Consider the following 25,048-nt stretch of genomic DNA (forward strand, 5'->3'; position numbering starts at 1 on the left):
GAGCGCTTCCATATTAAAATGAAATCAATCCCACTTGTACGTACAACTATTCGATTTTTATTCTATTTATGAAAAGGAGATTTGGTTGTACGTACATAATATTTTCATAACTATCCATAGATTTAATAGTGAACAGTCGCATATAATGCGACTTTTTTGCGTATAGGTTTACCAAAATACACTTCATGCTTAAAATTTGTATTTGACAATGAGAATCATTATCAAATATTATTTGATTAATAGGGAGTGAAAGCATCCCATATTTCAAATAAAGGTGAGGGATGAACTTGGGTAAAATCATGATTGCTTATGCTAGCATGACCGGTAATACAGAGGAAATCGCGGAATTGATCGCCGAGGGTGTTCGTCAGGCAGGGCATGAGGCAGAGTTGAAGGCTTCGTATGATTGCAGCGCGCAAGAATTGCTCGCATATGACGGATTCCTGTTGGGTGTATATACATGGGGAGATGGTGAGCTTCCTGATGAATTTTTAGATTTTTACGAGGAACTAGACGAGCTTGATCTGTCTGGTAAAAAGACTGCTGTATTTGGCAGTGGAGATACATCTTATACACAATTCTGTGGCGCAGTGGACTTGGTAGAGGAAAAAGTCAAAGAACGCGGCGCATCAGTCATTCAGGAGAGTTTGAAGATTGAATTCAATCCACTCGATGATGAGAAGGAGAATTGCCGAGCTTACGGAAGACAATTTGCGCAGGCTGGCATTGGAGTGTCCTGAGAAGAGAGTGAGGGATAGGTATGCGCAATAGCGATAGCTTAAGCGGCTTTCCTCTTCTGCACGACTATCAGCTTGAAGAGATGTGGAGAACTCCGCAGTCAATCCATCAATCACAGAGAAAACGAGGGCGTGAGGGTTGGAATTGGCGGCAAAGGGTTCAATATGCGATAGGGCATGCGCTGAACGAATACTTTGGAATGGAAGTAGAGGTACGGCGAGAAGTCCCTGTTCAGTATGTGCTGGAGAAGTGGTGGCCAAAGCAGTCGAACAGTTTTGAATCTTTGTTCCATTACTGGGATGTCAAAAATAAAGTGTCAGGCGAGTTGTCAAAAATATGTGCCTTAAATAATGACTTATTGGTGCCTGTGATGTTGTATGAACAATTTTGTACAGCGGTTCCTGAGTTGGAGGTCGATATTTCGCTGATTATTCAGGCAGCCTGGCAACAATCAGAACAAGCGGATTCATTGCTGATTCAAAAGTATATGGTGGACTACAACCCTAACGTTATTAGTACATTTCATCATTTAACAAATGTATTTTGTTATTATGCATTTGGAGCTCTTCCTCAGCTTATCGAAGTATACTGTCTGCTAGAAGGGAAGAAGGTTCGTTTTCTTCCTGGTTCGGCTTCTTTACAGCAATCTTTGGATTACGTACGACTACTAAAAGACTCCAGAGAGGATATGCATGGTATGGCAGAACGCTGTCGTTGCAGGGGATGTATGGGGCAGCAAGCTTCTCAGCAGAACAGAGCGAATAAGGACAAAAAGGAAGAGCGGGAGGCGAAAAACTGTAGGGATCGGTCAGTTGGATCTACGCTTTTCTCTTAGGATTATTGTGTGAACCTTTAAATGTAAACTATCCCTTTTCATGAAAGAGCCTTGGAAACAAGGTTCTTTTTTGTGAAAAAAAATTCTGAAAAAACTGAAAATTTATATTGCCTGAATAGATAAATATATCTATAATATTTCAATGTACAATAGTTATATGAAAATATTTAAATATAATGAAGACGGTTTGTGGACTATGGATCAGCTTGTCTTACGTACATAAACAAGTCCTGTCTTGTGCATGGCTCGCTGCCATGTGTTTATTTATGCTCTACTTTTGGTTTAATGGCCTAATATTTCAATTTTAAAATATTAGCGTTGAATAATAAAAATTTTTTGGACAACAGGGGTGGAACAAGTGAGTAAGAAAACTGTATTGCCGATTCTCATCGTGCTGCTCATTCTGAGTGGTGGAGCTATTGGCTACTATTATTGGTATCAGGCAACACACTTTGTTAAAAGTGACGATGCGCGCATTCAAGCCGATCAGTATAAGGTAATGCCGCAAATCTCCGGTGAGATTAGCCACATTGATGTTGAAGAAGGCGATGTACTGCAACGCAATGAACCGATTGCCGAGCAAGATGTATCAGGACTGGATGCAAGCATGATCAGCAAGTCTGTACTGCGTGCGCCGATTAACGGAACTGTTATTAAGATTTATTCGAAAGAGCATGAAATTGGAACACCGGGTAGTGCTGTAGCGACTATGGTTGATATGAACAACCTGTATGTATCCACGAATATTGAAGAAACCGATATTAACCGTATTAAACCAGGACAGCTTGTTGACATTACGCTTGATGCAGCAGGCGATCAGGTCATTCAGGGTAAGGTTCGTAAAGTGGGCGAAGCTTCCAATGCAGTGTTTTCGCTCGTTCCTGCTGTGAACACAAGTGGTAACTTTAATAAGGTGACTCAACGTGTACCTGTAGAAATTGCTGTGAACAAGCCGAAGGACATGAAGCTTATCCCTGGGACGAACGTGGAAGTAAAAATTCATACATCTTAAAAAGGAGGGGTCCATGTGGCTGCCAATGAAACTGCTGCTGCTCCTTCGACAGATTCTTCCAAAGAACGCTGGCTTGCCTTTTTTGCTATCGTTTTAGGCGCCTTTGTCGCCATTCTGAACAACAGTCTGATCAACGTCGCCATTCCACGATTGACGACGGATTTAGGGTCAACGACGACACGTATTCAGTGGGTTATTACAGGTTACACGCTTGCATCCGGCGTAATCGTCCCGATTACCGGATATATGGAGCAGCGTATCGGGTACAAAAAGTTTTTGATTCTTGCGCTCAGCGTGTTCTCGCTGGGAACAGGAATATGTATTTTTGCATGGAGTGATTCTTCCCTGATTGCAGCGCGTGTACTGGCTGGTCTGGGCGGCGGTGTCATTATGCCGCTGAGTATGACGATTATTTACAAAATCATGCCGCGTGAACAAATCGGGATGTCCCTTGGTATATGGGGGATCGCCGCAATGGCCGCACCAGCTGTAGGGCCTACGCTGAGTGGCTACTTAATTGAATGGTTTAACTGGCGCTTCTTGTTTATTGTCAGTCTGCCGGTTGCTTTATTTGCCATTTTAATGGTCATCCTTCTCATCAAGGAGCCGCCTAAGGTAACGCCGAAACCCTTTGATCTGCCAGGATTTTTACTAGCGGCAACCTGTGCAGGAACACTCTTGTACGCACTGACAAACGGCCAGCGTGATGGCTGGACTTCTTTTGGGATTGTATCTCTGCTGTTTATTTCTTTCTGGGCACTTGTCTTTCTCATCTATGTAGAAAGCGGCAAGGATAATGCTGTAATTGAAATTTCATTATTCAAAAATTCAAAATATACGATTAGTGTTATCGCCTCCAGTCTGGTCATGATGGGGATGTACGGAGGAACGTTCCTTACACCGTTGTTTTTGCAAAATATTCAGCGCGTGTCACCGATTGATACTGGTATTATCCTCATTCCACAGGCCATTGCCATGGCGGCCATGATGCCTATCGCCGGGAAGCTGTTTGATAAGTTCGGCATTGTGCCTTTGGGACTTGTAGGCCTGACACTAACCAGCTTTATGACCTATCATCTTCATCAGCTTACGCCAGATACTTCGCATGCCTGGTTGGAAACCGTAATGGCATTACGAGGTCTGGGAATTGGTATTTGCATGATGCCATTGTCCACGGTCGGCATGAATGCTGTTCATCCGAGCAAGGTAGCCAATGCGTCTACAGCGTCCAATCTGGTACGTACTGTGGCTGCATCTATGGCGATTGCGGTACTGACCGCTATTATGCAAAGCCGTTCAGCTGCTCATGCCCAGCAAATTTCGGAGTCCATTACGCAGGACTCGGCTCATACGCTACAAGCAACATTGGGTAGCTCATGGATGTCATCCATAAGTAGTTTAATCACACTGGATGCTACATCGAGAGGAATTGGGGATACGTTCCTCATTTCATCTATACCGCTGTTTTGCACGATTCCACTCATCTTTTTGTTTATTCAGAGGAAGAAAGCAAAGACACAGCCGGAAGCTTAATAAAGAGAAACACAAAAATATCGACTGGATGGCTTACATTATTTCCACGGACAGAAAGAAAGGGAATTATCATGAAAATATTGAGAGTAGAAAGTACATTAGCGGCTTTAGTCCTCGGCGGCGCAGTGCTGGCAGGCTGCTCCAGTAATAGCGGAGCGGCTCAGGACATGGCCGTTCCAGTTAAAATTAGTCAAGCACAGCAGGGGATTATCGGACAGGGAAATATTTATACAGGTACGGTAACACCTTCGGAAACCGTCAATATTGTGCCTAAAGTAGGCGGTAAAGTGGTTGAGCTGCCTGTGGATATTGGTTCTGAGGTTAAGAAGGGCCAAGTCCTGTTCAAACTTGACGATAAGGATATGCGTAACAATGTTGCAAAAGCTCGCGCCGCCGCAGCAGCCGCAGCAGCTGGCGTAAGTACCGCTCAAGCATCCCATGAATCAACGATGGTTCAAGCAACTTCGGGCTTAGTGCAGTCCAAGAGCGGTGTGATTCAATCCCAAAGCGCAATCAATCAGGCTCAGGGGGCTATTAATCAAGCAACTACAGCCGTAGAACAAGCGACACATGGTGTTTCCTCGGCAGCCAATACGGTGAAACAAACACAGCAAGCTTTGGCAGATGCACAAAAGAATGTAACGCGTACACAAAGTCTGTTTGATGCTGGTGCGAGCACCCAAGCACAATTAGAACAAGCAAAAACCGCAGTTGTGAATGCGGAAGCGGCTTATAATAATGCACAAAATGCGCAGGCTAATGCAAAAGACCAATTGATAGCTGCTCAAAAGGCTCTAACTACAGCCCGTAACAGCTATGATACAGCAAAAAATAGCTACAGTAATGCTAACAGCGGCTACAGCAATGCGCAGAATCAGCTTAAAGTATCTCAAAATACGGCTGGCATCGAGTCTAGCCAACAATCTCTTAAGCAGGCACAACTGAATGTAAACATTGCTCAGGATGCATTGGATGACACCGTTGTTACATCACCGATCAATGGTATTGTGGGTACGAAAAATGCAGAAGTGGGCGAAATGGTATCCGCTCAGTCTCCTGCGCTAGTCATTGCTAACCTGAGTACGGTCAATACATTGATTTATGTCCCTGCGGAACAGATCAACAATGTAAAAGCAGGTGACAAGGTACAGGTTCGTGTTGCAGCCTCCAACATTGTAACAACAGGTACAGTAAAAAATGTAAGCCCGTTGGATGCAAGCGGAAAAGGTTATCCTGTAAAAATCTCAGTAGCCAATCCAGACATGAAACTGAAATCCGGCATGTTGGCTGATATCAGCTTTGTCGCTGCCAATGCGCAAGAAGGCATTGTTGTTCCTACTGCGGCAGTTCAAAAGGATCAAGGTAAAGAATATGTATATGTAGTAAGCGGCGACCATGCGAAACGCAAGGAAGTGAAAACTGTTCAAACGACAGGCTCACAAACACTCATTACCAGTGGCTTGAGCAAGGAAGAGAATGTGATTGTGAATAATCTGGCATTGCTGTCCGATAACTCACCGATTACAATTACCCAATAACTTGGTTCTAAACTTGCGTTCTTTATAATAGTAGAAATTTATTATGGATACATTCCAAGGCAGCCCGCAATTGGGCTGTCTTGTTTTTATTTCATTTGCACATTTTACATAGGGTTAATGTCGATCTGGGACTTTTTTTTGACGAACATTGGTAGAATAGGATAGACTAAATTGGAAATAGATAGTTTACGAGATCTCAGACAAGCGATCGGAGGAATTGTGAGATGGAAGTGAAATTGGTTGTAGATTATGAAGCTTATGAGAATGGCCAAACGATGGCTAAATCTATTGAGGAACTGGCAGCCAAGCCGGAGAGTGCCCAAGTTACGGATCTGATCATTGGAGATTGGGGCGGAGCCTATGAAAATTCACCAGATGATTTTATACCCGTGTTAGTGAAGCTAAAAGATCAATTTCCTAAGGTGCGCAAGCTGTTTATTGGTGATATGGAATATGATGAGTGTGAGGTATCATGGATTAACCAAACGAATCTGTCCCCGCTGTTAGAAGCGTTTCCAAAGCTTGAATCCTTACATATTAAAGGAAGCCAGGATCTGAGCTTGGAACCCCTTCGCCATAATCATCTTCAAGAATTGGTTATTATTTGTGGCGGTCTACCTGTGAGCGTCCTTCGACAAATCCGTAATGCCGAACTGCCTGAACTGCGCAAGCTGGAGCTGTATTTGGGTGTCGAGGATTATGGTTTTGACGGTAAACTGGAAGATATTTTACCGTTTTTGGACAGCAATCCTTTTCCCAAACTTACATACTTGGGACTCAAAGATAGTGAGATACAGGATGAAATTGCCGTTGCTGCTGCTAATGCCCCTGTGATTGGACAACTGGAAGTACTGGATCTCTCACAAGGTACTTTGTCTGATCAAGGTGCAGAAGCGTTGCTGGCTAGTGAAAGTATAAAAGGACTGAAACATCTGGATTTGAGCTATCATTATATGTCTAGTGAAATGATGGGGCGCTGGAAGAACTCTGGTTTATCTGTGAACGTAGAAGATCAACAAGAAGCAGATGAAGAAGATGATTGGCGCTATCCATCACTGACAGAGTAATTTGCTCCAATGGATTTCTAAAACGGATTGACTTTAAAATTAAAAAGAATAAAAGTGAGGCGGCTCTATGATGAAGATGTGGGATAGTAATGTCAACGAGCCGTTTATCTTGTTCGGTAATTCGGGGAATCGTCGAACTACGGGGCTGCAGGAAGCACGAAGCAGATTAATGCTTCCGTCAGCTCTGGAGGTCTCCTATACAGATGTGTTGGGGGCCATTCGAGAGAAACACAGTCTGAACGAACTGATGGTCAGGATAGCTGCACAAGCTGCGCAAGATAGCGTGAATGGCAGTGTCCAATTGCAAGAGAGCATTGATCAATTACTGAAAGGTCGGGTGGACAGAGGCCCGCTGCTACGTCTGGATGCACCGGGCGAAAACTTTGAGGTAGAGCGGGAGTTGATTGCTCTGGGCGCCCCGGATGCCGAGGGAGACGATTCTCTGTTGCCATGGCCGGAATGGGCACATGGCACAGGTATACTAGCGGCAGAAGCGCGCCGTTTGCAGGAACAGCGTGGTCGCATTTGGCACCCGGCACAATGGTTCCGGGGCTATTGCCGTCTGCTGGCTTGGCTGCGGCATGAAGTAGATCGGCTCTGGCCTTCGTCGCGCTGGATGAACGATCCTGCGGAAGTAGCCGTCATGTTTGACAAACGGCGTTGTAGCGCCGTATTAGACCAGGCAGACATCAGGGTCCCGCCTGTGCTTACAGCTTCAGGCGGTGCTTTTCGTGATGCTGTTGATCTGCATGCAGCTATGAAAGAGAGTGGGTTTCACCGCGTATTTGTGAAAATATTTTGCGGGTCAGGCGCTTCTGGTGTCATGGCTTATCAAGTACATCCCAAAACGCATGCAGAACTGGCGGTAACTACGATTGGAACAGAGATCATACACGGACAGCGTGTGTATTATAATGCCGGACGATTGCGTCGTTATACAGACAAGCAGGATATTCATGCCATCCTTAACTGGCTATGTTCGGAAGGGGTACATGTGGAACGCTGGATTCCCAAAGCGACCTTGAACGGACGTGTTTATGATGTGCGTCAACTCGTGTGTGAATCAGAAGCTTGTCATGCGGTTTTACGTTTGAGCCACAGCCCCATCACAAATCTACATTTGCGTAATGAGCGGCTCTTGCTGGAGGAAGCCGAACTACCACAAAGTACGGTGGAATCGGTTCAGCATACTGCAAAAGCCGCCATGAGGGTCTTTCCGGCGTCCATGGTTGCTGGACTGGATGTGCTTGTTCCGGCTCACGGTGGTCGTCCCTACGTATTGGATGTTAATCCGTTCGGTGATTTACTGTACCGGGTTGAACATCAGGGTTGGAATCCATATGAATGGGAAATGTTGCACCTTGCTAATAGGAGCGTAGTTTTGGAAAGGAAAGACAGATAATGACTGATATGAATCAAATTGTTGGCTCTCATGATATTGTCATGATTACGCTGGATACCCTGCGTTATGATGTAGCCAAGCTGGAGGAAGAAAACTGTCCGAATTTATGCGGCTCCGGGTCGTGGGAAAAGCGCCATACACCAGGGAGCTTTACATATGCTGCACACCATGCTTTTTTTGGCGGATTTTTACCGACTCCGGCCAATACGGATAAGGCTTCACATGTCAGGCTGTTTCACACAAAAGATACGGGACTGCGTACGCATCCACATACCTGGCTGTTCGATGCTCCGGACATTGTGTCCGGGCTGGAGAACGAGGGCTATCGGACCATCTGTATCGGCGGCGTTATATTTTTTACGAAGAAGAACAAGCTGGCCAAGGTACTGCCCGGATATTTTCAAGAGAGCTACTGGCGCATGAACTTTGGCGTTACCAACCCTCGTTCAACAGAGCATCAGGTGAATCATGCCTTGAAGCTGTTGGAAAAGGCAGACCCTGCACAGCGCTTGTTTTTGTTTATGAATGTATCAGCCATCCATGGGCCTAATCATTATTTTGTAAAGGGCTCTTCAAAAGATTCAGTAGAGTCTCAACGAGCAGCTTTGCGGTATGTGGATGGTGAACTTGGACGCTTGTTTGATGCTTTGCGGAAGCGTGGCAAGACGTTTTGCATGGCTTTTTCCGATCATGGTACAGCTTATGGGGAAGACGGCTACGAAGGGCATCGCCTGGCGCATGAGGTAGTGTGGAATGTGCCTTACCGCGAATTTATACTGTAGGACAAAAAGAAACGTAGTTTGCACTGGTAAATGATCAACAATCCAATCCAGCGCGAGGAAGGAGCAGAAATGAAAGCCATGAATCTGAATCACCTGCATCCAATGGGCCCAGCAACCCAGACTTCTCCGGGAATGGACACTAATTTAGTAACGTCTAGATTTCAGTGGCCGGATACTCCTGTAGAATGGGCACGTACGATCCGAGAAGCTCCCTATCGCTCCTATCTGTATTCTTACCCGCATAAAACGGCCTATCGTTCGTTCGATACACCGCTCCCATTGCAGGAATTGTGGGAGAAAGAAGAGTTGGAAAGCTATTTTTTGTATATGCATATACCGTTTTGCGCAGCTCGCTGTGGATTTTGTAACCTGTTCACTTTGCCAGACAAGCGTCAGGATGTGCATAAGGAGTATGTGGATGCGCTAGAAAGACAAGCTCGGCAATGGGCTCCAATTATGGGGGGTCGGCCTTTTTCGCGTTTTGCGATTGGCGGTGGTACACCGACCTTATTGGAGGCTCCTTTGGTGGGGCGTTTATTTGACATTGCGGAAAATATTATGGGATTGGACCCCAAGCGAGCTTCTATTTCAGTTGAAACCTCTCCAGACACTGTAACTGAGGATAGGCTGGAAGTGCTCAAGCGCCGCGGTACAGATCGTGTCAGCATGGGAATCCAGAGCTTTGTGGAATCAGAAAGTGCCGCCATATACCGACCTCAGAAGCCAAAGCTTGTTAGAGAAGCACTTGAGCGGCTGGTAGAATACAATTTTCCTTTGCTCAACGTGGATCTGATCTATGGTCTGCCTGGTCAAACGGTGGAAACCTGGCTGTATTCTCTGGAGGAAGCTCTGTCTTATTCGCCAGGAGAGATCTTTCTTTACCCGTTATATATTCGTGAAAATACGATTTTAAAGCCCGGCTATACCGGGCTGGATCACGATATTCGCCTTAGCTTGTATGAAGTAGCGCGTGAACGGCTCAAACAGGCAGGATATGTACAATATTCCATGCGCCGTTTTGCTAAAAATGAGGGTACATCCAGCAAAGAGCTTTTGCCCTACAGTTGCCAGGAGGAGGGCATGGCTGGATTGGGGTGCGGAGCACGCTCTTATACACGCGATGTACACTATGCCAGCCGGTATGGTGTCAGTACAGCAGCCACACGTAGTATTATCGCGGATTATGTGGCGGCGGAGCGTCATGATCTGGCTGACTACGGCTTTATTTTAAATGCGGATGAGCGTAAGCGGCGCTTTATCCTGAAGGCACTTCTTCATCGGGAAGGATTGGAACTATGCGCCTATGCAGAGCGCTTCGGTGTATCCCTGGAAGACGATTTTACAGGAATGTCACTGCTGCTAGAATCGGGTATGGCTGTGGTCGAGGAGGGCACGCTTCGACTTACGGAGGAAGGAATGGCCTATTCCGATGCGATTGGGGACTGGATGATTTCCACATCAGTACGTGAGCGTATGGAAGGATATGTAGGTGCATGAGAGCGACCTTATATTATCGTGGTTCGTTGACCTCATGCAACTATGCTTGCCCTTACTGCCCATTCAGTAAAAACGTCGATAGTCGGGAAACGTTGAACAAGGATCGGGCGCAGTTGGAACGTTTTGCTGATTGGGTACGAGAGCAGGGCGCTTTGGGGCACCAGCTCTCCATTTTTTTTAATCCATATGGAGAAGCCTTGATTCATTCCTGGTATCGTAAGACCATGATTGAGTTCTCCCATATGGCGCATGTGGAAAAAGTGGCCGTACAGACGAACCTTTCGGCTAAACTGGATTGGTCAAAAGAACTAAATCCAGAGACGGCTGCGCTGTGGGCTACATATCATCCTGGAGAAACCAAAGAGCAAGCTTTTATATCGCAGGCTATGAAGCTATATGAACTTGGCATTTCCTATAGTGTCGGTACAGTTGGATTGAGACAGGCGTTCCCGGCTATTCGTTCTTTGCGGGCGCAACTTCCAAAAGAAGTGTATATGTGGGTCAACGCCTACAAGGACCGACCCCATTATTATACGGATGCCGAGGTTGCCGAATTAACTGGAATAGATCCCTATTTTCAATGGAATTTAAAGGATTATAGCAGCCAAGGGCGAGCATGTCGCGCGGGAGAAGATGTATTTTACGTCCAAGGTGACGGACGAGTAAAACACTGCTATCAGGATCGCCGTGTGATTGGACACCTGTACAGAGACGGTCTGGAGGGGCTGAGCGCCCAGCGTCCGTGCCGGATGAAAGAATGCGGCTGCTATATCGGTTATATCCATATGGAAGAGCAGCCATTTCGGGAAATGTACGGTAGCGGCTTGCTCGAAAGGGTGCCGCATACAACCATGATGATCCATTAGACAAAAAAGAGAAAAAAAGAACCGCCCTTGCCATCAGGCAAAGAGCGGTTCTTCTGTTTGGAAATAAGTTTGTACGATTGTCCTATGCAATTTAATTAAGTTTGGACAATAGCAGTAATTTCTTCATCCAGATCCAATCTGACCTGCTCGCGATAGGCACGAATATTGTATTCGGAATGAAGATATCTCAGAATCGCTTCTATCATATTAGCTTCCACTAGATATTGACTGCGTCCCTGGACATGAACTTCGGCTGTATAGCCTGTATCTTCATCCCAGCTTAGCTCCACAACCACATCGGTTGGTTGTACGCCCTTGCGTTCAGCCATATGCAGGCAAATGGCATTGACAATCTCATCCATGCTTAAAATCATAACTTAGTAACGTCCTCCACGAGAATCATCTGGTCTACGGCGATTTTTGATAGCTCGGTAGATACCTACACCAACCATAATCAGAACATAAATAGCTAGAACGTTAACGACCAGACCAAGCAAGCTACCCAATGCACCCATGTTGCCGAACAATCCGCCAAAGAGCATACCAGCCAAGCCGCCCAGCATCATACCTTTGAGGAACCCGCCACCGCCACCAAGGAACCCACCGGTTCTGCTTGTGTTGCCCGTAGTAGCACTAGATTTAGTTCCACTATCAGACTTATTGATGCCGCTGCTGTCATTCGCTTTGCTTGGTGTAGATTGGTATGATTTTGGTCCGGATTTAAATCCGCCACCACGCCTTGCATCAGCTGTAGATGGTGCGATCATAGCAATGAGTAGGGTGAAAGCCATCATCAGCATCATCATATTTTTCAAAGTGAATGTCTTTTTCATGTAAATATAATCCCCCTTAGTAATTTGTGTTATAGGTCAAACAACCGCTTACCCGTAATACGATATAGCATGGAAAAGGGTTTCAAAGAATTTTAAATTTTAAAAAATTAAACGATAACGTACATAAATCCCATACACGGATTGATAAAAACGTTCAGCTTTAGGGTTTAAGTAAAAACGGATTCGTGTCTGCTCTGACATCACCGGCAAGCAGCATGCGCAGCACCATTTGGCACCATTCCAGGCCTGCTCTAGCATTTAAAAGCCCTTTTTGCACTAAAATATAGTCACCGAAATTCTTACTGCCAAAGTGTAAATTTTCTGCGGGAATGTCGTTCAGTATATCCTCTAGATGCTGGATTTTCTGAATAAAATAACGTTTACGTTCTTCCAGCATACGATTGGCGCTCGTTTTGTCCGTCAACCAGAGACAGAATAATCGAAGGCTTAATTCGTCCCGTGTAACCGGAGCAGCTAACGTTTCCTGAGACCATTGCTGAAGCATATGGATTCCCTTGTCGGTAATGGTATACATTTTTTTATCAGGCTTGTCGGATTGCTGAATCCATCGGGAGGCTAGCAGTTCCTTGCTCTCCATACGGGCCAGTAGCGGATAGATCTGACTGTGCTTGGCCTGCCAAAAAGGCTGTATACGCAGCATCAGATCATAGCCGGAGGATTCCTCTCTGGCGAGTAGCCCCAACAGACCATACGATAGTAAATTCATATATCTTATCTCCTTCATCCATCTTAGTGACGGTTGTAACAGCTCTGCGGCAGATCATCTGCGGCTTCATAAAAAGTGTACACTGAAACTGTATGGTTTGACAACTTTCACACTGGTCGTTCACAGGTTAGCCAAAATTAGCTGGGGGCATTCTGTATGTATATGTGCTTTTTTTCATAGAAACAGGGTAGTTTAAGCACGTATGTACGCGCCTGAACTACCCCGGTAACTAGATATAGTGTTTACTGGTTATTTCCATCAACAACAAGTGTTAACGCTCCTGTATCTGGATGTATTACCATGCCATGAACGGGCGTATTCGGAGGGAGAAGGGGATGGTTTTTAATAAGCTTCACTGTAGTCTGTACCCCTTCTTCAATGTTGTCAAAACCTTTTAACCATTTATTCAGCTTAATACCTGAATTCTCCAATGTACTCAGCACTTCCTGCGAAATTCCGCGATCAAGCATTTCATTAACCATGTGATCAGCGTTTAATGCAGCCATACCGCATTCATAATGACCTACAACGAGCACTTCGTCTGCTCCCAGCTCGTATAGAGCGACTAGCACACTGCGCATTACGCTTCCAAAAGGCTGTGAAATAATTGCACCCGCATTTTTGATGATTTTGACATCACCGTTACGCAGGTTCATGGCTTTGGGGAGCAACTCCGTTAGCCGCGTATCCATACAGGTTATGATAACCATTTTTTTATTAGGGAACTTGCCTGTTCTATAGGCCTCGTATTCTTTGTTTTCTACGAAAACACGATTGTACTCTAAAATTTCTTGGATGTGATCCACGATTGTTCCCTCCAGATTCTAATAAAGTTTAATATGTACCGCCCAACGTTTGATCCAGGTATTAGGAGCTGGTCGTACATGTTGTGTGTTGATTATACTTTTTAATATAATTATCATCAAGTATAGGTATCTAAAAATTTTAACCATTTTAAGTTAAAGAGGTGTCTCTAATTATGGAGCAACAAACGTTGGATCAATGGACGGCTTTAAAGGAAATTGCACACAAAATCAGTGGTTACGGCGAAGCAGTCGGCTTGCTGCACTGGGATTTACGGACAGGCGCTCCACGTAAGGGCGTTGACATCCGGTCGGAGACGTTGGGCATGCTGTCCACGGAAATGTTCAAGCTGATGATCTCGGATGAAATGGGGCAGTTGCTGCAATTTTTTGCCGCAAAAGACAAGCTGGAGCAACTGGAAGACAATGATCGCAGACTGGTAGAGGAATGTCGCAAAAATTATGACCTAAATCGTTCGGTTCCGGCAGACCGCTACCGGGAGTATAGCATTTTAGCGGCTCAGGCGGAAAGCAAGTGGGAGGAAGCAAAGGAACATAGCGACTTTGCCGGATTCGAACCGTACTTGTCTAAAATCGTAGACATGAAGCGCGAGTTTATCGGTTACTGGGGGGTTAAGGATACAGAGTACGACACACTTTTGGATCAATATGAGCCAGGGATGACGGTTGAAAAGCTGGATGCGGTCTTTGATCGTCTCAAAAAGCGCCTTGTACCCCTATTGTCTAAAATTCAGGCTTCACCCAATCAGCCGGATAAAAGCTTTTTAGACGGTGTATTTGATGTAAAGCAGCAGGAAAAGTTCAGTCTGTTCATTTTAGGTCAGATGGGTTATGACTTTGACGCAGGTCGTTTGGATGAGAGTGTGCATCCCTTTGCGACAGGGTTAAATCCAGGTGATGTGCGTATAACAACACATTATTTGCAAGATGATGTAACCAGTGCTATTTTTAGCTCGCTGCATGAAGGAGGCCATGCACTGTACGAACAAAATATTGCTCCTGAGTTAGCAGGATCACTACTGTCCGGAGGAACCTCTATGGGGATACATGAATCCCAGTCCCGCTTGTGGGAAAATAAAATCGGACGCAGTCGTGCTTTCTGGGATCGGTATTACGATGATCTGCAAAAGCATTTTCCTGATCGTTTGGCGAAGGTCACGGCTGAGCAATTTTACCGGGCAGTCAACCGCGTGGAAAATTCATTGATTCGTATTGAAGCAGATGAGCTGACATATAATTTACATATTATTGTCCGCTATGAAATTGAGAAAATGCTGTTTAATGAAAAGCTGGATGTAAAGCGTCTCCCTGAGGTATGGAATGCAAAATATAAAGAATACCTGGGACTTCTTCCCCCGAGCGATGGGCTGGGCGTACTTCAAGACGTTCACTGGTCCGGTGGTGACTTTGGCTATTTTGCTTCGTACTCGCTTGGCAATATGTATGCAGCGCAAATTTTGGCGACTCTGCGCAAAGAGCTGCCGAACCTGGATGAGCTGATTGCTGCTGGTGAGCTGGAGCCGATTAAGCAATGGCTGACTGAACGGATTTACCGTTACGGCAAGAGTCGGACGCCGTCTGAGTTGATTGTAGCCATTACAGGTGAGGATCTGAATCCCGATTATCTCGCCGACTATCTGGAAGAGAAATATACATCCATATACAAGCTGTGATTTAGAAGTTGTTATATAATCACACACAAAAACCCCGCGTTCTTAGGCAAATGCGGGGTTTTTGTGTGCGATTAACCATTATATCGACAGCCGCATAACAATATATGAAGTCAACGATGCAAAAAGGTGGGGAGGGAACAAGGATGAAAAACGGCACTCGTTTCAAAGCAGTGGTGGCTGCGGCACTACTCGGATTACTGTTGCTCAGTGGGTGTGCCCCCAAAGGGGAACAAACGATTGAGATCAGACTTGGCGAGGTAGCCCGTACGGTCTTTTATGCGCCGCAGTATGTAGCCTTGAGCCAGGGGATGTTTGCTCAGGAGGGACTGGATGTTCAGCTGGCTACGATCCCTGGGGGAGACAAGGCGATGACGGCGTTGTTGTCCAATCAGGCAGATATCGCGCTGATCGGCGCAGAAACATCTATTTATGTGTATCAGCAAGGAGCAGAGGACCCTATCATTAATTTCGCCCAGCTGACACAGAAGGACGGAACCTTTTTGTTTGCACGGCAGACGCAGGATAGCTTTGACTGGGAAAAGCTGAAACAACAAAATTTTTTGGGACAACGCAAGGGCGGAATGCCACAAATGTCACTTGAATTTACGCTTCGCAAACACGGCATTGATCCTCATAAGGATCTGAAGCTGATTCAAAATATTGATTTTGCCAATGTCGCCTCTGCTTTTGGCTCAGGTACAGGGGATTACGTACAGCTGTTTGAGCCACAGGCATCTATTTTTGAAAAGGAAGGTCGGGGGAGGGTGGTTGCCTCCATCGGCGTAGAGAGTGGCGAGTTGCCATATACGGTATATATGGCGAAGCAAAGCTATCTAAGCACCAATAGCGAGGCCGCTCAGAAATTTACAAATGCCATATATCGGGCACAACAGTGGATTGCTGCGCATTCACCTGAACAGATCGCCGAAGCAATTACGCCTTATTTTAAAGATACAGAATTAGCTGTTTTGACGAGTAGTATCAAGCGCTACAAGGAACAGAGTACCTATGCTATGAACCCGATGATTGAGGAAAAGGAATGGAAGAATTTACAGGATGTCATGGCCTCGGCAGGTGAGCTGAAAAGCCCTGTTGCACTAGATAAGCTGGTCAACTCAAGCTTTGCAAAACAGGCGATCTCCTCCAACTCTATCGGGAATACTGAGACAGATGTGAAAAAGAGCGCAACTGAAGCTACGGATACAGCTGTCGATGCTGGAGGTTCACCATGATGGAAGAACAGAGTGGTCTCACTGCGGATGTGACGATCCCGATGGTGAGAATGGAGCAAGTGACCCATGTGTATGTAACAGATCGGGAAGCTTCACTTGCGGTTGAGAATATCGATTTTTCCGTAAATACAGGGGAGTTTGTCAGTTTAGTCGGTCCAAGCGGCTGTGGCAAAACGACGATCCTGTCTATGATCGCCGGGCTGCTGCGTCCAGCGGCAGGTCAAGTTATGCTGCAAGGTCAGCCGGTAAGTGGCCCGAGCCCTGAGGTCGGTTACATGTTGCAGCAGGATTATCTCTTCCCGTGGCGGACGATCATGGATAACGCATTGTTAGGTCTGGAACTAAGCAACAGAGTAGATGAAGCTGCGCGTGAGCGGACACGGTTATTGCTGGAAGGCATGGGTCTGGGAGGAAAGGAGCATTTGCATCCATCCCAGTTGTCTGGAGGAATGCGCCAGCGTGTGGCGCTGGTACGGACGCTGGCGACTAATCCGGGACTGCTGCTGCTGGATGAGCCGTTCTCCGCGCTGGATTATCAAACCAAGCTACAGCTGGAGGACCTTGTTGTGCAAACCTTGCGGGAGCGAGAGAAAACGGCGATTTTAGTCACGCACGATTTGGCCGAGGCGATTGCAGTCAGCGACCGGGTTATAGTGATGGGGCGAAATCCTGGTCATATTCGGCGTACCTTTGAAATTCCGGATTCCATCCGGGAAGCCCAGCCTTTTTATGCACGCGAGCAGCCGGGCTTTAATGAGCTTTTTCATGAAATATGGGGGGAACTGGAGGCTTCGGGAGCAAAGGAGTGAGTTAACGTATGAAGAACGAAGCTGATCAGCTTGAGCAACGATGGATTCAAGGACTGCATCAGACGTATTTGCGTAACAGGCGTTTGCAAAAGTGGTTAGTAACAGGTGTGCAGACAGCTATTTTGCTGCTTTTATTTGTATTGTGGGAAATTGCAGGTCGTTTGAAGTGGATTGATGTACTGTTGTTTAGCTACCCTAGCAAAATTCTCACACAGATTGGCAAGGATGCGGTCAGCGGTGAATTATGGGGGCATGTAGGTGTCACTGTTGGAGAAACAATGGCAGGTTTTTTGCTTGGCACACTGCTCGGTACACTGCTGGCGGTACTTATTTGGTGGTCGCCGTTTTTGTCGAGGGTGCTTGACCCGTATATGGTCGTGTTTAACAGTATGCCCAAGGTAGCGCTGGGCCCGATTTTTATCGTCATGTTTGGGGCAGGTTTTACCGCGATTCTGATGACGACCCTCTCCATTACGGTTATCATTACGACACTTGTGGTGTACAACAGCTTTCAGGAAGTCGATTCGAATTTGATCAAAGTGGTTCGCACGTTTGGGGGATCACGTCGTGATACGTTTCAAAAGGTAATTTTGCCCGCATCCTTTCCCGCAATTGTCTCTACGCTAAAAGTGAATGTCGGCATGGCGTGGGTTGGCGTGATTGTGGGTGAATTTTTGGTGGCTAAAAATGGCTTAGGCTATTTGATTATTTATGGTTTTCAGGTATTCAATTTCACGCTGGTCATGTCCAGTTTGTTGATCATTGCTGTCGTAGCTACACTGATGTATCAGGCAGTCGTGTATGTGGAGCACCGCCTGCTTTCGGGTCGCCCTCATCGGTAATTATTAAATTTCTGAATATTTGTGTAAAACGTGAAAATAAAGTACCATGAAAATGAAATACTTAATATTTATGAAAATGAGAAAACAGATTTCATCTAGAGAGGACAGAATTTTTTCATGGGCTTTCGTACGATTAAAACGGCTATTGCCGCATTAATGGCCGTACTTATTGCAGAGGGAGTAGGCATTCACGGAGCCACCTCGGCAGGGCTTTTAGCAATTTTGGGGGTGGATGTCACACGCAAGAGAAGTCTCCGTACCATTTCGGCTAGATTTTTTGCATCCGTCGTGGGACTTCTTTTTGCTTGTGTTTTGTTTGTGGTATTCGGATTCCATGATTGGGTACTTGCATTATATATTTTAACGGCGTTTCCGGTCATTGTACGGGTAGGCTTTAAGGAAGGCATTGTCACGGGTTCAGTCGTAGTTTTCCGAGTATTCAGCGGCGGTGTGATTGATATGGAGGTGCTGCTGACCCAGCTGGCTCTGCTGGTGATTGGACTGGGTTCTGCGATGGTTGTCAATTTAGCTTATATGCCGCGTTCTGATAATACAATGCAACAAATCCGGCAGGAGGTGGATCGGACATTTTCTGTTATTTTCAGAAATATGGCCAACACGCTGCGTAGTCCGGCATACATATGGGATGGCAAGGAAGTTATTGAAGCGGACAGCGTGATCACCAAAGGGGTCACTGAGGCGGGGCGTTCATTGGAGAATCAAATGCTTCGTCCCCAAGAGGGCTGGAATGTGTATTTTTATATGCGCAAAGAACAGCTGGATTCGATTCAAAACATGATGCAGTTGATCGCACAAATGTATCAGCACATGCCGCAGGCCAAGCTTCTGGCCGAGCTGTTCGACCAGCTTAGCAACGACGTTTTGGCTGGACATTATACGGGGCAGACCGAGAAGCTGTTGGAGCAGGTTCGTGAAGAATTTAAAGCCATGGAGCTTCCCGCAACTCGGGAGGAATTTGAGATTCGTTCGGCATTATTGCAGCTTACACATGAGCTTCATCAGTATTTGAAAATCGCTAAAAAGGACAAGGCCCCTACTCCAGTGAAAAATTAGAGTAAAGACCTTGAGCGGCTACTATCCATGATGGACAGTAGCCTCTTCTTGTTCGGTGATGGCAGAAGTCGGATGAGTAAAAGTTCTTTTATGCCGAATTCGATCTGTAATCCATAAAACAGCTGTGATCAGGCAAGGGTACAGCATAGCCCACCCAACAAAAGGAAAGACAACTGCCGTGGAGATGAAGGAAATCCAACTAATGGACACTCCCCAACGACTCCCGCGTAGGAGCTTAATCCCTGCTGCACAACCTCCTAGATAGGTCAGAATGAAGGTGGCGTTCGGGAATTGGATCAGGTTGGTGAGTGAAACTGCACCGCTACCGTACAACACCATAATGATCACGAAGCAGACACTAAGAAAAGCAATGCCCCCGATGGGTGTATGGAAACGTTGGGATAACATCCCCATCCAGCGAAAGGCCTGTCCTTGTCGGGATAAAGCATAAGCGACTCGTGAAGCGGCACCCACGTAAGCAATAATAGTAGCGGTGCAAATAAAGATACCCGTCAAGCCCGCAATGATCGCACCCCATGGACCGATAGCCCGACTAATCACCCATACGAGCGAAGCATCTGAACCCCCTGCAAGGTAACTTTGTGTGCCCACTGTAGCAAGCGCAGTAAGGAAATAAAGCAAACCGACAATGACAGCTGCAATGATCACACCTCTAACGGCAGACCGCTCGGGATTGGTAAATTCCTCTGACATATGAGACACGGCCTCCCAGCCGATAAAGCACCAGAACAGAATCGCAGCTGCTTGGCCGACAGAAAGCCAGCCATGTGGAACAAACGGCGTAAAGTGAACAGTTTTCATCTGAGGGAGTGCTGCGGCAATAGCGAATATCAGGACGGCAACGATGGCTATAACGACGGCAATCTGAATGCGTCCGGCAACCTTCATACCGATCCAGTTGATGATCAGGCCCACCGCCAGCATAGCAGCGGCCAACAGTATGCGACTTTCCTCTCCCCAGCCCATAGCTGTGGTCATATAGCCGGCTCCGGTAAGTGCGGCAACAGGCGCCCCAATTGGAACCGACATGAGAAAAAACCACCCGATATAAGCACCGGCACGTGGGGAAAAGGCCAACGTCACAAAATGCGATACCCCTCCGGCATTTGGAAATTTCGCAGATAGAAGCCCCATGGAAAGCGCCATTGGGAGAATAAGCAGGGTCATGAATCCCCATGCCAGCAACGATGCTGGGCCCGCCATTTGGGCGGCAAGGCCAGGCACAATCAATACCCCCGAACCCAGCACAGCTCCGATATAGAGCGCAATGGCCTGTGGAAGACCAATAGTGGATTGAAGTTTATTTTCATTCGTCATGCAGAAAAGCCTTCTTTCTCTTGTTATTTTCTCCAGCTTATCAGATAATCAATCTATCGGAAAAACGGAATATTACGATTGCTTGCATCGGAAAAATCGATTGAAGGAGCGGATTATGGAATCGCGGCATTTGTTTACTTTTTTAAATGTGGTGGAGGCAGGCAGTTTTACGCGAGCAGCGCGTATACTGGATTATGCGCAGTCAAGTATTACTGCTCAAATTCAAACACTGGAGACGGAATTGGGTACGCCGCTGTTTGATCGCATTGGCAAGAAAATCATGCTGACCGATGCCGGGCGACGCCTGCTGCCCTATGCGCAGGAAATTTCCAAGATGCATGCTATGGCTAAGGATGCGCTTCGTTCAGAAACAGAATTAACAGGGACGCTAAAAATAGGAGCACCAGAGTCTCTGGCTGCTTTTCGTTTGCCGAGTTTGATCCGTGAGTACAGAGAGCGGTACCCAAAGGTCAAAATTGTACTTAAGCCCGGCGAATGCTGGGAATTACGTGATTTGATCCGTTCCGGTGAACTGGATTTGGCTTTTTTGCTTCAACCTGAGACAGAGGATAGAGAACTGAATATCACCACGCTTATTCATGAGCCGATGGCGCTGGTTGCGCCTCTGAAGCATTCACTGGTTGCCTGTACACAGGTAGAGCCTGCCGACTTGAAGGACGAAACCATTTTGCATACGGAGGCTGGATGTACGTACCGAATCCTTTTTGAGCAGTATTTAAACAAACACGGTATTTTTGCAGACCCTAGTCTGGAATTTTGGAGCATTGAAGCCATCAAGCAATGCGTCATGGCTGGACTGGGTATTGCGCTGCTTCCGCTAGTTACGGTACAAAATGAGTTGCGAGAAGGGAAAATGGCACGTCTAGCCTGGGATGACAGTGAACAGCAGGTGGCTACTCAGGTCGCTTATCATACGAAAAAGTGGAAATCGCCAGCTCTCAGCGAATTTTTACAGATCGTTGAGCAGCATGTAACACATTGGCGTGCATGAGTTCAAGCCATGGCGGCATATGCTTATACAAATAATATTTTTTCCTTTTCGCCTATTCACTCAACATTCGCCCACAACCTGCATACATATGTATGGAATGATTGATTGTATGGAGGAGGTTCAAGAATGGCATTAAGTCATAAAAATCGTAGAGAGATTATTACCAAAGCGATCTGTGGTAAAGGTCGCAGATTCTCTACCGTAACCCATACCGTAACTCCGCCGAATAATCCGACCAGTATTTTGGGAGCATGGATTATCAACCACCAGTATGAAGCTGTGGCGGCTGGAGACGGCATTGAGGTCATCGGGACGTATGATATCAATATTTGGTATTCATACGATAAAAACTCGCAGACCGATGTGGCAAAGGAAACGGTGTCGTACGTAGAAAATGTGCCGCTCTCGTATCTTGATCCGAAGCACCGGGCGTCTACAGTGGAAGTATCCGCCGAAGCTACACAGGAGCCAAGTTGCGTTGAGGCCAGTGTGTCTTCTGGAGGTGGCAGCGTAATGATCCGGGTCGAGCGGGAATTTGCGGTGGAGCTGGTGGCGGAAACGAAGATTGTTGTAGAAGTATTCCCGTATGGCAGCAGTGACGATTTTGACAAGGACTTTGATTTTGGAGCGGAAGAGGGGGACTATGAGGAGCTCGACCCCGACCTCATTGACGACGAGCTCTGACAGGAGTGACAAAAAAGAGGGCCACTTTACTCTTTGCGCCGGCTGATATTGCGCAGGGGGCAAAGGCCCTCCTTTTTTGTCGTTTTGGATCGTTAAATTCCGTACGTAGAACGGTAAGGGGGAGTATGATGCGGCAACCGGGACAGGCGCTCAAACGCTTCAGAGAGATGACGGATGATGAAAAAATGCGCAGACTGGAGCGTTCAGGTATATCGGTTCGTTGGCTGGATGAGAGTACAGCAGATTTTGCGATCGGCTACGCGGTGCAAATCCATCAACTGCGGGGACTGGAAATCCGTAGACGTGCCCTCGAAGGTTCTACCAAAGTTAGCACATATGATTTGTCTGAACTAGATTCTCAATCCCCGCTCTATGTCCGGATGGAGCGGCTGGCTGTACGTGCGTTGTATACACTCGGTTTGGACAGTGGTGAGGTAGTGCTGACGCCGCTGGGAGAGCGCAATTGTCAGGTTCGCCAAGTCTTGGCACAGCCCTGGCTGAACGATAGACGTTTGGCCACGCTATACGAAGTTGCTGCTCGTGAAGAGGATGCTCCGGGAGAGGAACTTTCAGCGAAACGGGGGAGCGCGCGACTATTAATCGGAATGGACCCCGAATTTGTGCTGGTTCGTATGCCAGAGGGGAGGGTTGTTCCGGCTTCTAGATTTTTGGGTCGACTAGGCATAGCTGGCTGCGATGCCGTTACCCGCCGAGGGCGAACGCTGTATCCGGTCGCTGAGCTTCGTCCTGCCCCGAGCGAAGATCCGGCTCGTCTGCTGAGGCATCTGCGCCAAGCTTTTGCAACAGCAGCTCGACGTATTGACGACCGCACGCTTATCTGGCAGGCGGGCGGAATGCCGCAGCCAGGTTTTCCCCTGGGCGGACACCTGCATTTCAGTGGTGTTCCGCTAAATGGTGCCCTACTTAGGGCACTAGATAACTATTTGGCGTTGCCTCTGGCGCTGCTAGAAGATAAGCGCTCGGCTCGGCGCAGACCGCATTATGGCAATTTGGGCGATTTTCGCTGTCAGTCTTACGGAGGCTTTGAATATCGTACACTGCCTAGTTTTCTAATCTCGCCACAGCTGGCGAAAGGTGTGATTGGGATGGCGTTTCTGATCGCTTCCCAATATTCACGTTTGCAGCGTAGGCCGCTGGGAGAAGAAGAGGCTCACAGAGCTTTTTATGAAGGAAACCAGGTTGTACTTAGAGAGTATATGGAGCCGGTTATTTTAGATATGGTTTCACTAGAGATCTATTCTCAATATGAAGCTTATATAGCGCCGCTGCTGGATAGCCTTCGCCAAGGAAAACAATGGGATGAAACACGGGATTTGCGCCCGTACTGGAAGCTTTCGTAAAATCAGGTGTCAACACCCGAGAGGGTTTCATGTTATCGACTGTCATTTTTGATATAATGAAAGATAATTATAAGATTAACGGAACAAAGTGTGGGGGTTAGGTAACGGTATGTCTAAATATACACCGATGATCGAGCAATATTTATCTATAAAAGAGCAGGCTAAAGATGCATTTTTGTTTTTCCGCCTAGGGGATTTTTACGAGATGTTTTTTGATGATGCGATTCTTGCATCCAAGGAGCTGGAAATTACACTGACTGGTCGTGAGGGTGGCGTCGCGGAGAAAATTCCAATGTGCGGCGTGCCTTATCATTCAGCAGAAAATTACATACAACGCCTTATTGAGAAGGGTTATAAGGTGGCCATCTGTGAGCAAATGGAGGAAGCCTCAGCTACGAAGGGAATGGTGCGGCGGGATATCGTCCGTGTTGTGACCCCGGGTACGGTCATGGAGGGCAAAGTGCTGGGTGATAAATCCAACAACTACATGGTATGTGTCACAGAGACGGACGGGATGCTGGCGCTGGCGGCATGCGACTTGTCGACAGGTGAACTCTATGTGACTTCCGTACCTGATTCGAAAGAATGGCTATTAGATGAAATTAATATTTATGAGCCGTCCGAAATGTTGGGGGATGGTCATTTGCTCGATTTCGTGACCTCTCGTATGTCGCCTGTTGGACGGCGTGTTGTGTATACGGCCTGGGACAAATCCAAAGATGATCTGGTACGGGATCAATTTGGTGAAGCCACATGGGCAAGGCTTACGGAGGAACGCAGACGTTGCGTATCGCGCCTGATTGCCTACTTAAATGAAACGCAAAAAAGATCGTTAGGTCAACTGACCCAAATCTCGGTCTATGAGCCCAATCATTTTATGATTCTGGATCCATTTACCCGCCGGAATCTGGAACTGGTGGAGACGGTGCGTGAACGCTCCAAGAAAGGCTCGCTGCTGTGGCTGTTGGATCGGACAGAGACATCCATGGGCGCACGTTTGTTGCGTCGTTGGATCGACAAACCGCTGTTGAGCAGCAATTTAATTGAGGAACGATTAGAAGCGGTAGACAAGCTGTACCACCAGTTTATTTTCCGCGAGGATGTACGTGCTCAGCTTAAAGAGATTTACGACCTGGAGCGTTTGGTAGGACGGATCGCTTTTGGTAGTGCTAATGCACGAGATTTGATCGCTCTCAAGCTGTCTCTGGCTCAAATTCCGTCTTTACGCGAGCTGTGCGCTGAATCTCCATCGAATACGCTGAGACGGATTGCACAAACATTGGACAGCTGTACAGACCTGTGTACGCTAATTGAGGAAGCAGTTGCCGATGAACCCCCGATTTCCGTAAGAGATGGAGGCTTATAAAGG

The 25,048-nt window shown here is 46.8% G+C and carries 24 protein-coding genes; 19 read left to right on the forward strand and 5 right to left on the reverse strand.

What is annotated here, in order from left to right; translation table 11 throughout:
* The first annotated feature begins 281 nt into the window (after positions 1–281).
* From C400_RS0116255 to C400_RS0116300, 10 genes are all read left to right on the forward strand, one after another.
* Positions 282–740 (forward strand): flavodoxin, encoded by a 459-nt coding sequence (locus C400_RS0116255; RefSeq protein WP_016822119.1) that lies wholly within the window; start codon positions 282–284, stop codon positions 738–740.
* A gap of 20 nt (positions 741–760) precedes the next feature.
* Positions 761–1,573 carry a hypothetical protein gene (locus C400_RS0116260; protein ID WP_017427599.1) on the forward strand — a complete coding sequence of 271 codons (813 nt, stop codon included), beginning with the start codon at positions 761–763 and terminating at the stop codon, positions 1,571–1,573.
* 358 nt (positions 1,574–1,931) lie between these two features.
* A complete protein-coding gene (locus tag C400_RS0116265; RefSeq protein ID WP_013371571.1) occupies positions 1,932–2,585 on the forward strand; it encodes an HlyD family secretion protein in 654 nt (217 codons plus the stop codon).
* A 15-nt stretch (positions 2,586–2,600) separates the two neighbouring features.
* Positions 2,601–4,118 carry a DHA2 family efflux MFS transporter permease subunit gene (locus tag C400_RS0116270; protein ID WP_016822117.1) on the forward strand — a complete coding sequence of 506 codons (1,518 nt, stop codon included), beginning with the start codon at positions 2,601–2,603 and terminating at the stop codon, positions 4,116–4,118.
* A 71-nt stretch (positions 4,119–4,189) separates the two neighbouring features.
* Positions 4,190–5,656, forward strand: coding sequence for an efflux RND transporter periplasmic adaptor subunit (locus tag C400_RS0116275; RefSeq protein ID WP_017427600.1), 1,467 nt, complete (start codon positions 4,190–4,192; stop codon positions 5,654–5,656).
* Positions 5,657–5,880: 224 nt separating this feature from the next.
* Positions 5,881–6,723, forward strand: coding sequence for an STM4015 family protein (locus C400_RS0116280; protein ID WP_017427601.1), 843 nt, complete (start codon positions 5,881–5,883; stop codon positions 6,721–6,723).
* 67 nt (positions 6,724–6,790) lie between these two features.
* Entirely contained in the window at positions 6,791–8,125 is a 1,335-nt protein-coding gene (locus C400_RS0116285; protein WP_016822114.1) for an STM4014 family protein, read from the forward strand.
* Positions 8,125–8,907 carry an STM4013/SEN3800 family hydrolase gene (locus C400_RS0116290; RefSeq protein ID WP_017427603.1) on the forward strand — a complete coding sequence of 261 codons (783 nt, stop codon included), beginning with the start codon at positions 8,125–8,127 and terminating at the stop codon, positions 8,905–8,907. The genes C400_RS0116285 and C400_RS0116290 overlap by 1 nt, the downstream gene beginning before the upstream one ends.
* Before the next feature lie 69 nt (positions 8,908–8,976).
* Positions 8,977–10,404: an STM4012 family radical SAM protein gene (locus tag C400_RS0116295; RefSeq protein WP_016822112.1), complete on the forward strand. Its 1,428-nt coding sequence runs from the start codon at positions 8,977–8,979 to the stop codon at positions 10,402–10,404.
* Complete coding sequence (locus C400_RS0116300; RefSeq protein ID WP_017427604.1) at positions 10,401–11,270, forward strand: STM4011 family radical SAM protein; 870 nt, start codon at positions 10,401–10,403, stop codon at positions 11,268–11,270. Before C400_RS0116295 ends, C400_RS0116300 begins: the two co-directional genes overlap by 4 nt.
* Before the next feature lie 95 nt (positions 11,271–11,365).
* Here the strand turns inward: C400_RS0116300 and C400_RS0116305 are convergent, their stop codons facing one another.
* The 4 genes from C400_RS0116305 to C400_RS0116320 all read right to left on the reverse strand — a co-directional run bounded on the left by C400_RS0116305 (position 11,366) and on the right by C400_RS0116320 (position 13,636).
* Entirely contained in the window at positions 11,366–11,644 is a 279-nt protein-coding gene (locus C400_RS0116305) for a YxcD family protein (protein ID WP_017427605.1), read from the reverse strand.
* A 3-nt stretch (positions 11,645–11,647) separates the two neighbouring features.
* Positions 11,648–12,103 (reverse strand): hypothetical protein, encoded by a 456-nt coding sequence (locus tag C400_RS0116310; RefSeq protein ID WP_016822109.1) that lies wholly within the window; start codon positions 12,101–12,103, stop codon positions 11,648–11,650.
* A 160-nt stretch (positions 12,104–12,263) separates the two neighbouring features.
* On the reverse strand, positions 12,264–12,830 hold the full coding sequence (locus tag C400_RS0116315) for a PadR family transcriptional regulator (RefSeq protein WP_016822108.1): 567 nt from the start codon (positions 12,828–12,830) through the stop codon (positions 12,264–12,266).
* Between the two features lie 242 nt (positions 12,831–13,072).
* The gene (locus tag C400_RS0116320) at positions 13,073–13,636 is read right to left on the reverse strand and encodes a beta-class carbonic anhydrase (RefSeq protein WP_016822107.1); all 564 of its coding nucleotides are present in this window, start codon (positions 13,634–13,636) and stop codon (positions 13,073–13,075) included.
* 173 nt (positions 13,637–13,809) lie between these two features.
* On the opposite strand from C400_RS0116320, the gene C400_RS0116325 reads away from it, so the two are divergent.
* From C400_RS0116325 to C400_RS0116345, 5 genes are all read left to right on the forward strand, one after another.
* Positions 13,810–15,327 carry a carboxypeptidase M32 gene (locus tag C400_RS0116325; RefSeq protein ID WP_017427606.1) on the forward strand — a complete coding sequence of 506 codons (1,518 nt, stop codon included), beginning with the start codon at positions 13,810–13,812 and terminating at the stop codon, positions 15,325–15,327.
* A gap of 143 nt (positions 15,328–15,470) precedes the next feature.
* Positions 15,471–16,559, forward strand: coding sequence for an ABC transporter substrate-binding protein (locus C400_RS0116330; RefSeq protein WP_017427607.1), 1,089 nt, complete (start codon positions 15,471–15,473; stop codon positions 16,557–16,559).
* A complete protein-coding gene (locus tag C400_RS0116335; RefSeq protein ID WP_016822104.1) occupies positions 16,556–17,368 on the forward strand; it encodes an ABC transporter ATP-binding protein in 813 nt (270 codons plus the stop codon). The genes C400_RS0116330 and C400_RS0116335 overlap by 4 nt, the downstream gene beginning before the upstream one ends.
* Before the next feature lie 8 nt (positions 17,369–17,376).
* Complete coding sequence (locus C400_RS0116340; RefSeq protein ID WP_016822103.1) at positions 17,377–18,210, forward strand: ABC transporter permease; 834 nt, start codon at positions 17,377–17,379, stop codon at positions 18,208–18,210.
* A gap of 117 nt (positions 18,211–18,327) precedes the next feature.
* A complete protein-coding gene (locus C400_RS0116345; RefSeq protein WP_013371555.1) occupies positions 18,328–19,284 on the forward strand; it encodes an aromatic acid exporter family protein in 957 nt (318 codons plus the stop codon).
* A 21-nt stretch (positions 19,285–19,305) separates the two neighbouring features.
* On the opposite strand, the gene C400_RS0116350 is transcribed toward C400_RS0116345, so the two are convergent.
* The gene (locus C400_RS0116350; protein ID WP_017427608.1) at positions 19,306–20,622 is read right to left on the reverse strand and encodes an amino acid permease; all 1,317 of its coding nucleotides are present in this window, start codon (positions 20,620–20,622) and stop codon (positions 19,306–19,308) included.
* A 115-nt stretch (positions 20,623–20,737) separates the two neighbouring features.
* Here C400_RS0116350 and C400_RS0116355 point away from each other — a divergent pair, with 115 nt between their 5' ends.
* From C400_RS0116355 to C400_RS28735, 4 genes are all read left to right on the forward strand, one after another.
* On the forward strand, positions 20,738–21,634 hold the full coding sequence (locus C400_RS0116355) for a LysR family transcriptional regulator (protein WP_025365075.1): 897 nt from the start codon (positions 20,738–20,740) through the stop codon (positions 21,632–21,634).
* Positions 21,635–21,760: 126 nt separating this feature from the next.
* Positions 21,761–22,318 carry an outer spore coat protein CotE gene (locus C400_RS0116360; protein WP_013371552.1) on the forward strand — a complete coding sequence of 186 codons (558 nt, stop codon included), beginning with the start codon at positions 21,761–21,763 and terminating at the stop codon, positions 22,316–22,318.
* 125 nt (positions 22,319–22,443) lie between these two features.
* Entirely contained in the window at positions 22,444–23,679 is a 1,236-nt protein-coding gene (locus C400_RS0116365) for a putative amidoligase domain-containing protein (RefSeq protein WP_026065464.1), read from the forward strand.
* 109 nt (positions 23,680–23,788) lie between these two features.
* Positions 23,789–25,045, forward strand: coding sequence for a hypothetical protein (locus C400_RS28735; protein ID WP_442952198.1), 1,257 nt, complete (start codon positions 23,789–23,791; stop codon positions 25,043–25,045).
* Positions 25,046–25,048 lie beyond the last annotated feature (3 nt).

The organism is Paenibacillus sp. ICGEB2008 (genome assembly GCF_000307675.1).
Lineage (GTDB): Bacteria > Bacillota > Bacilli > Paenibacillales > Paenibacillaceae > Paenibacillus > Paenibacillus polymyxa.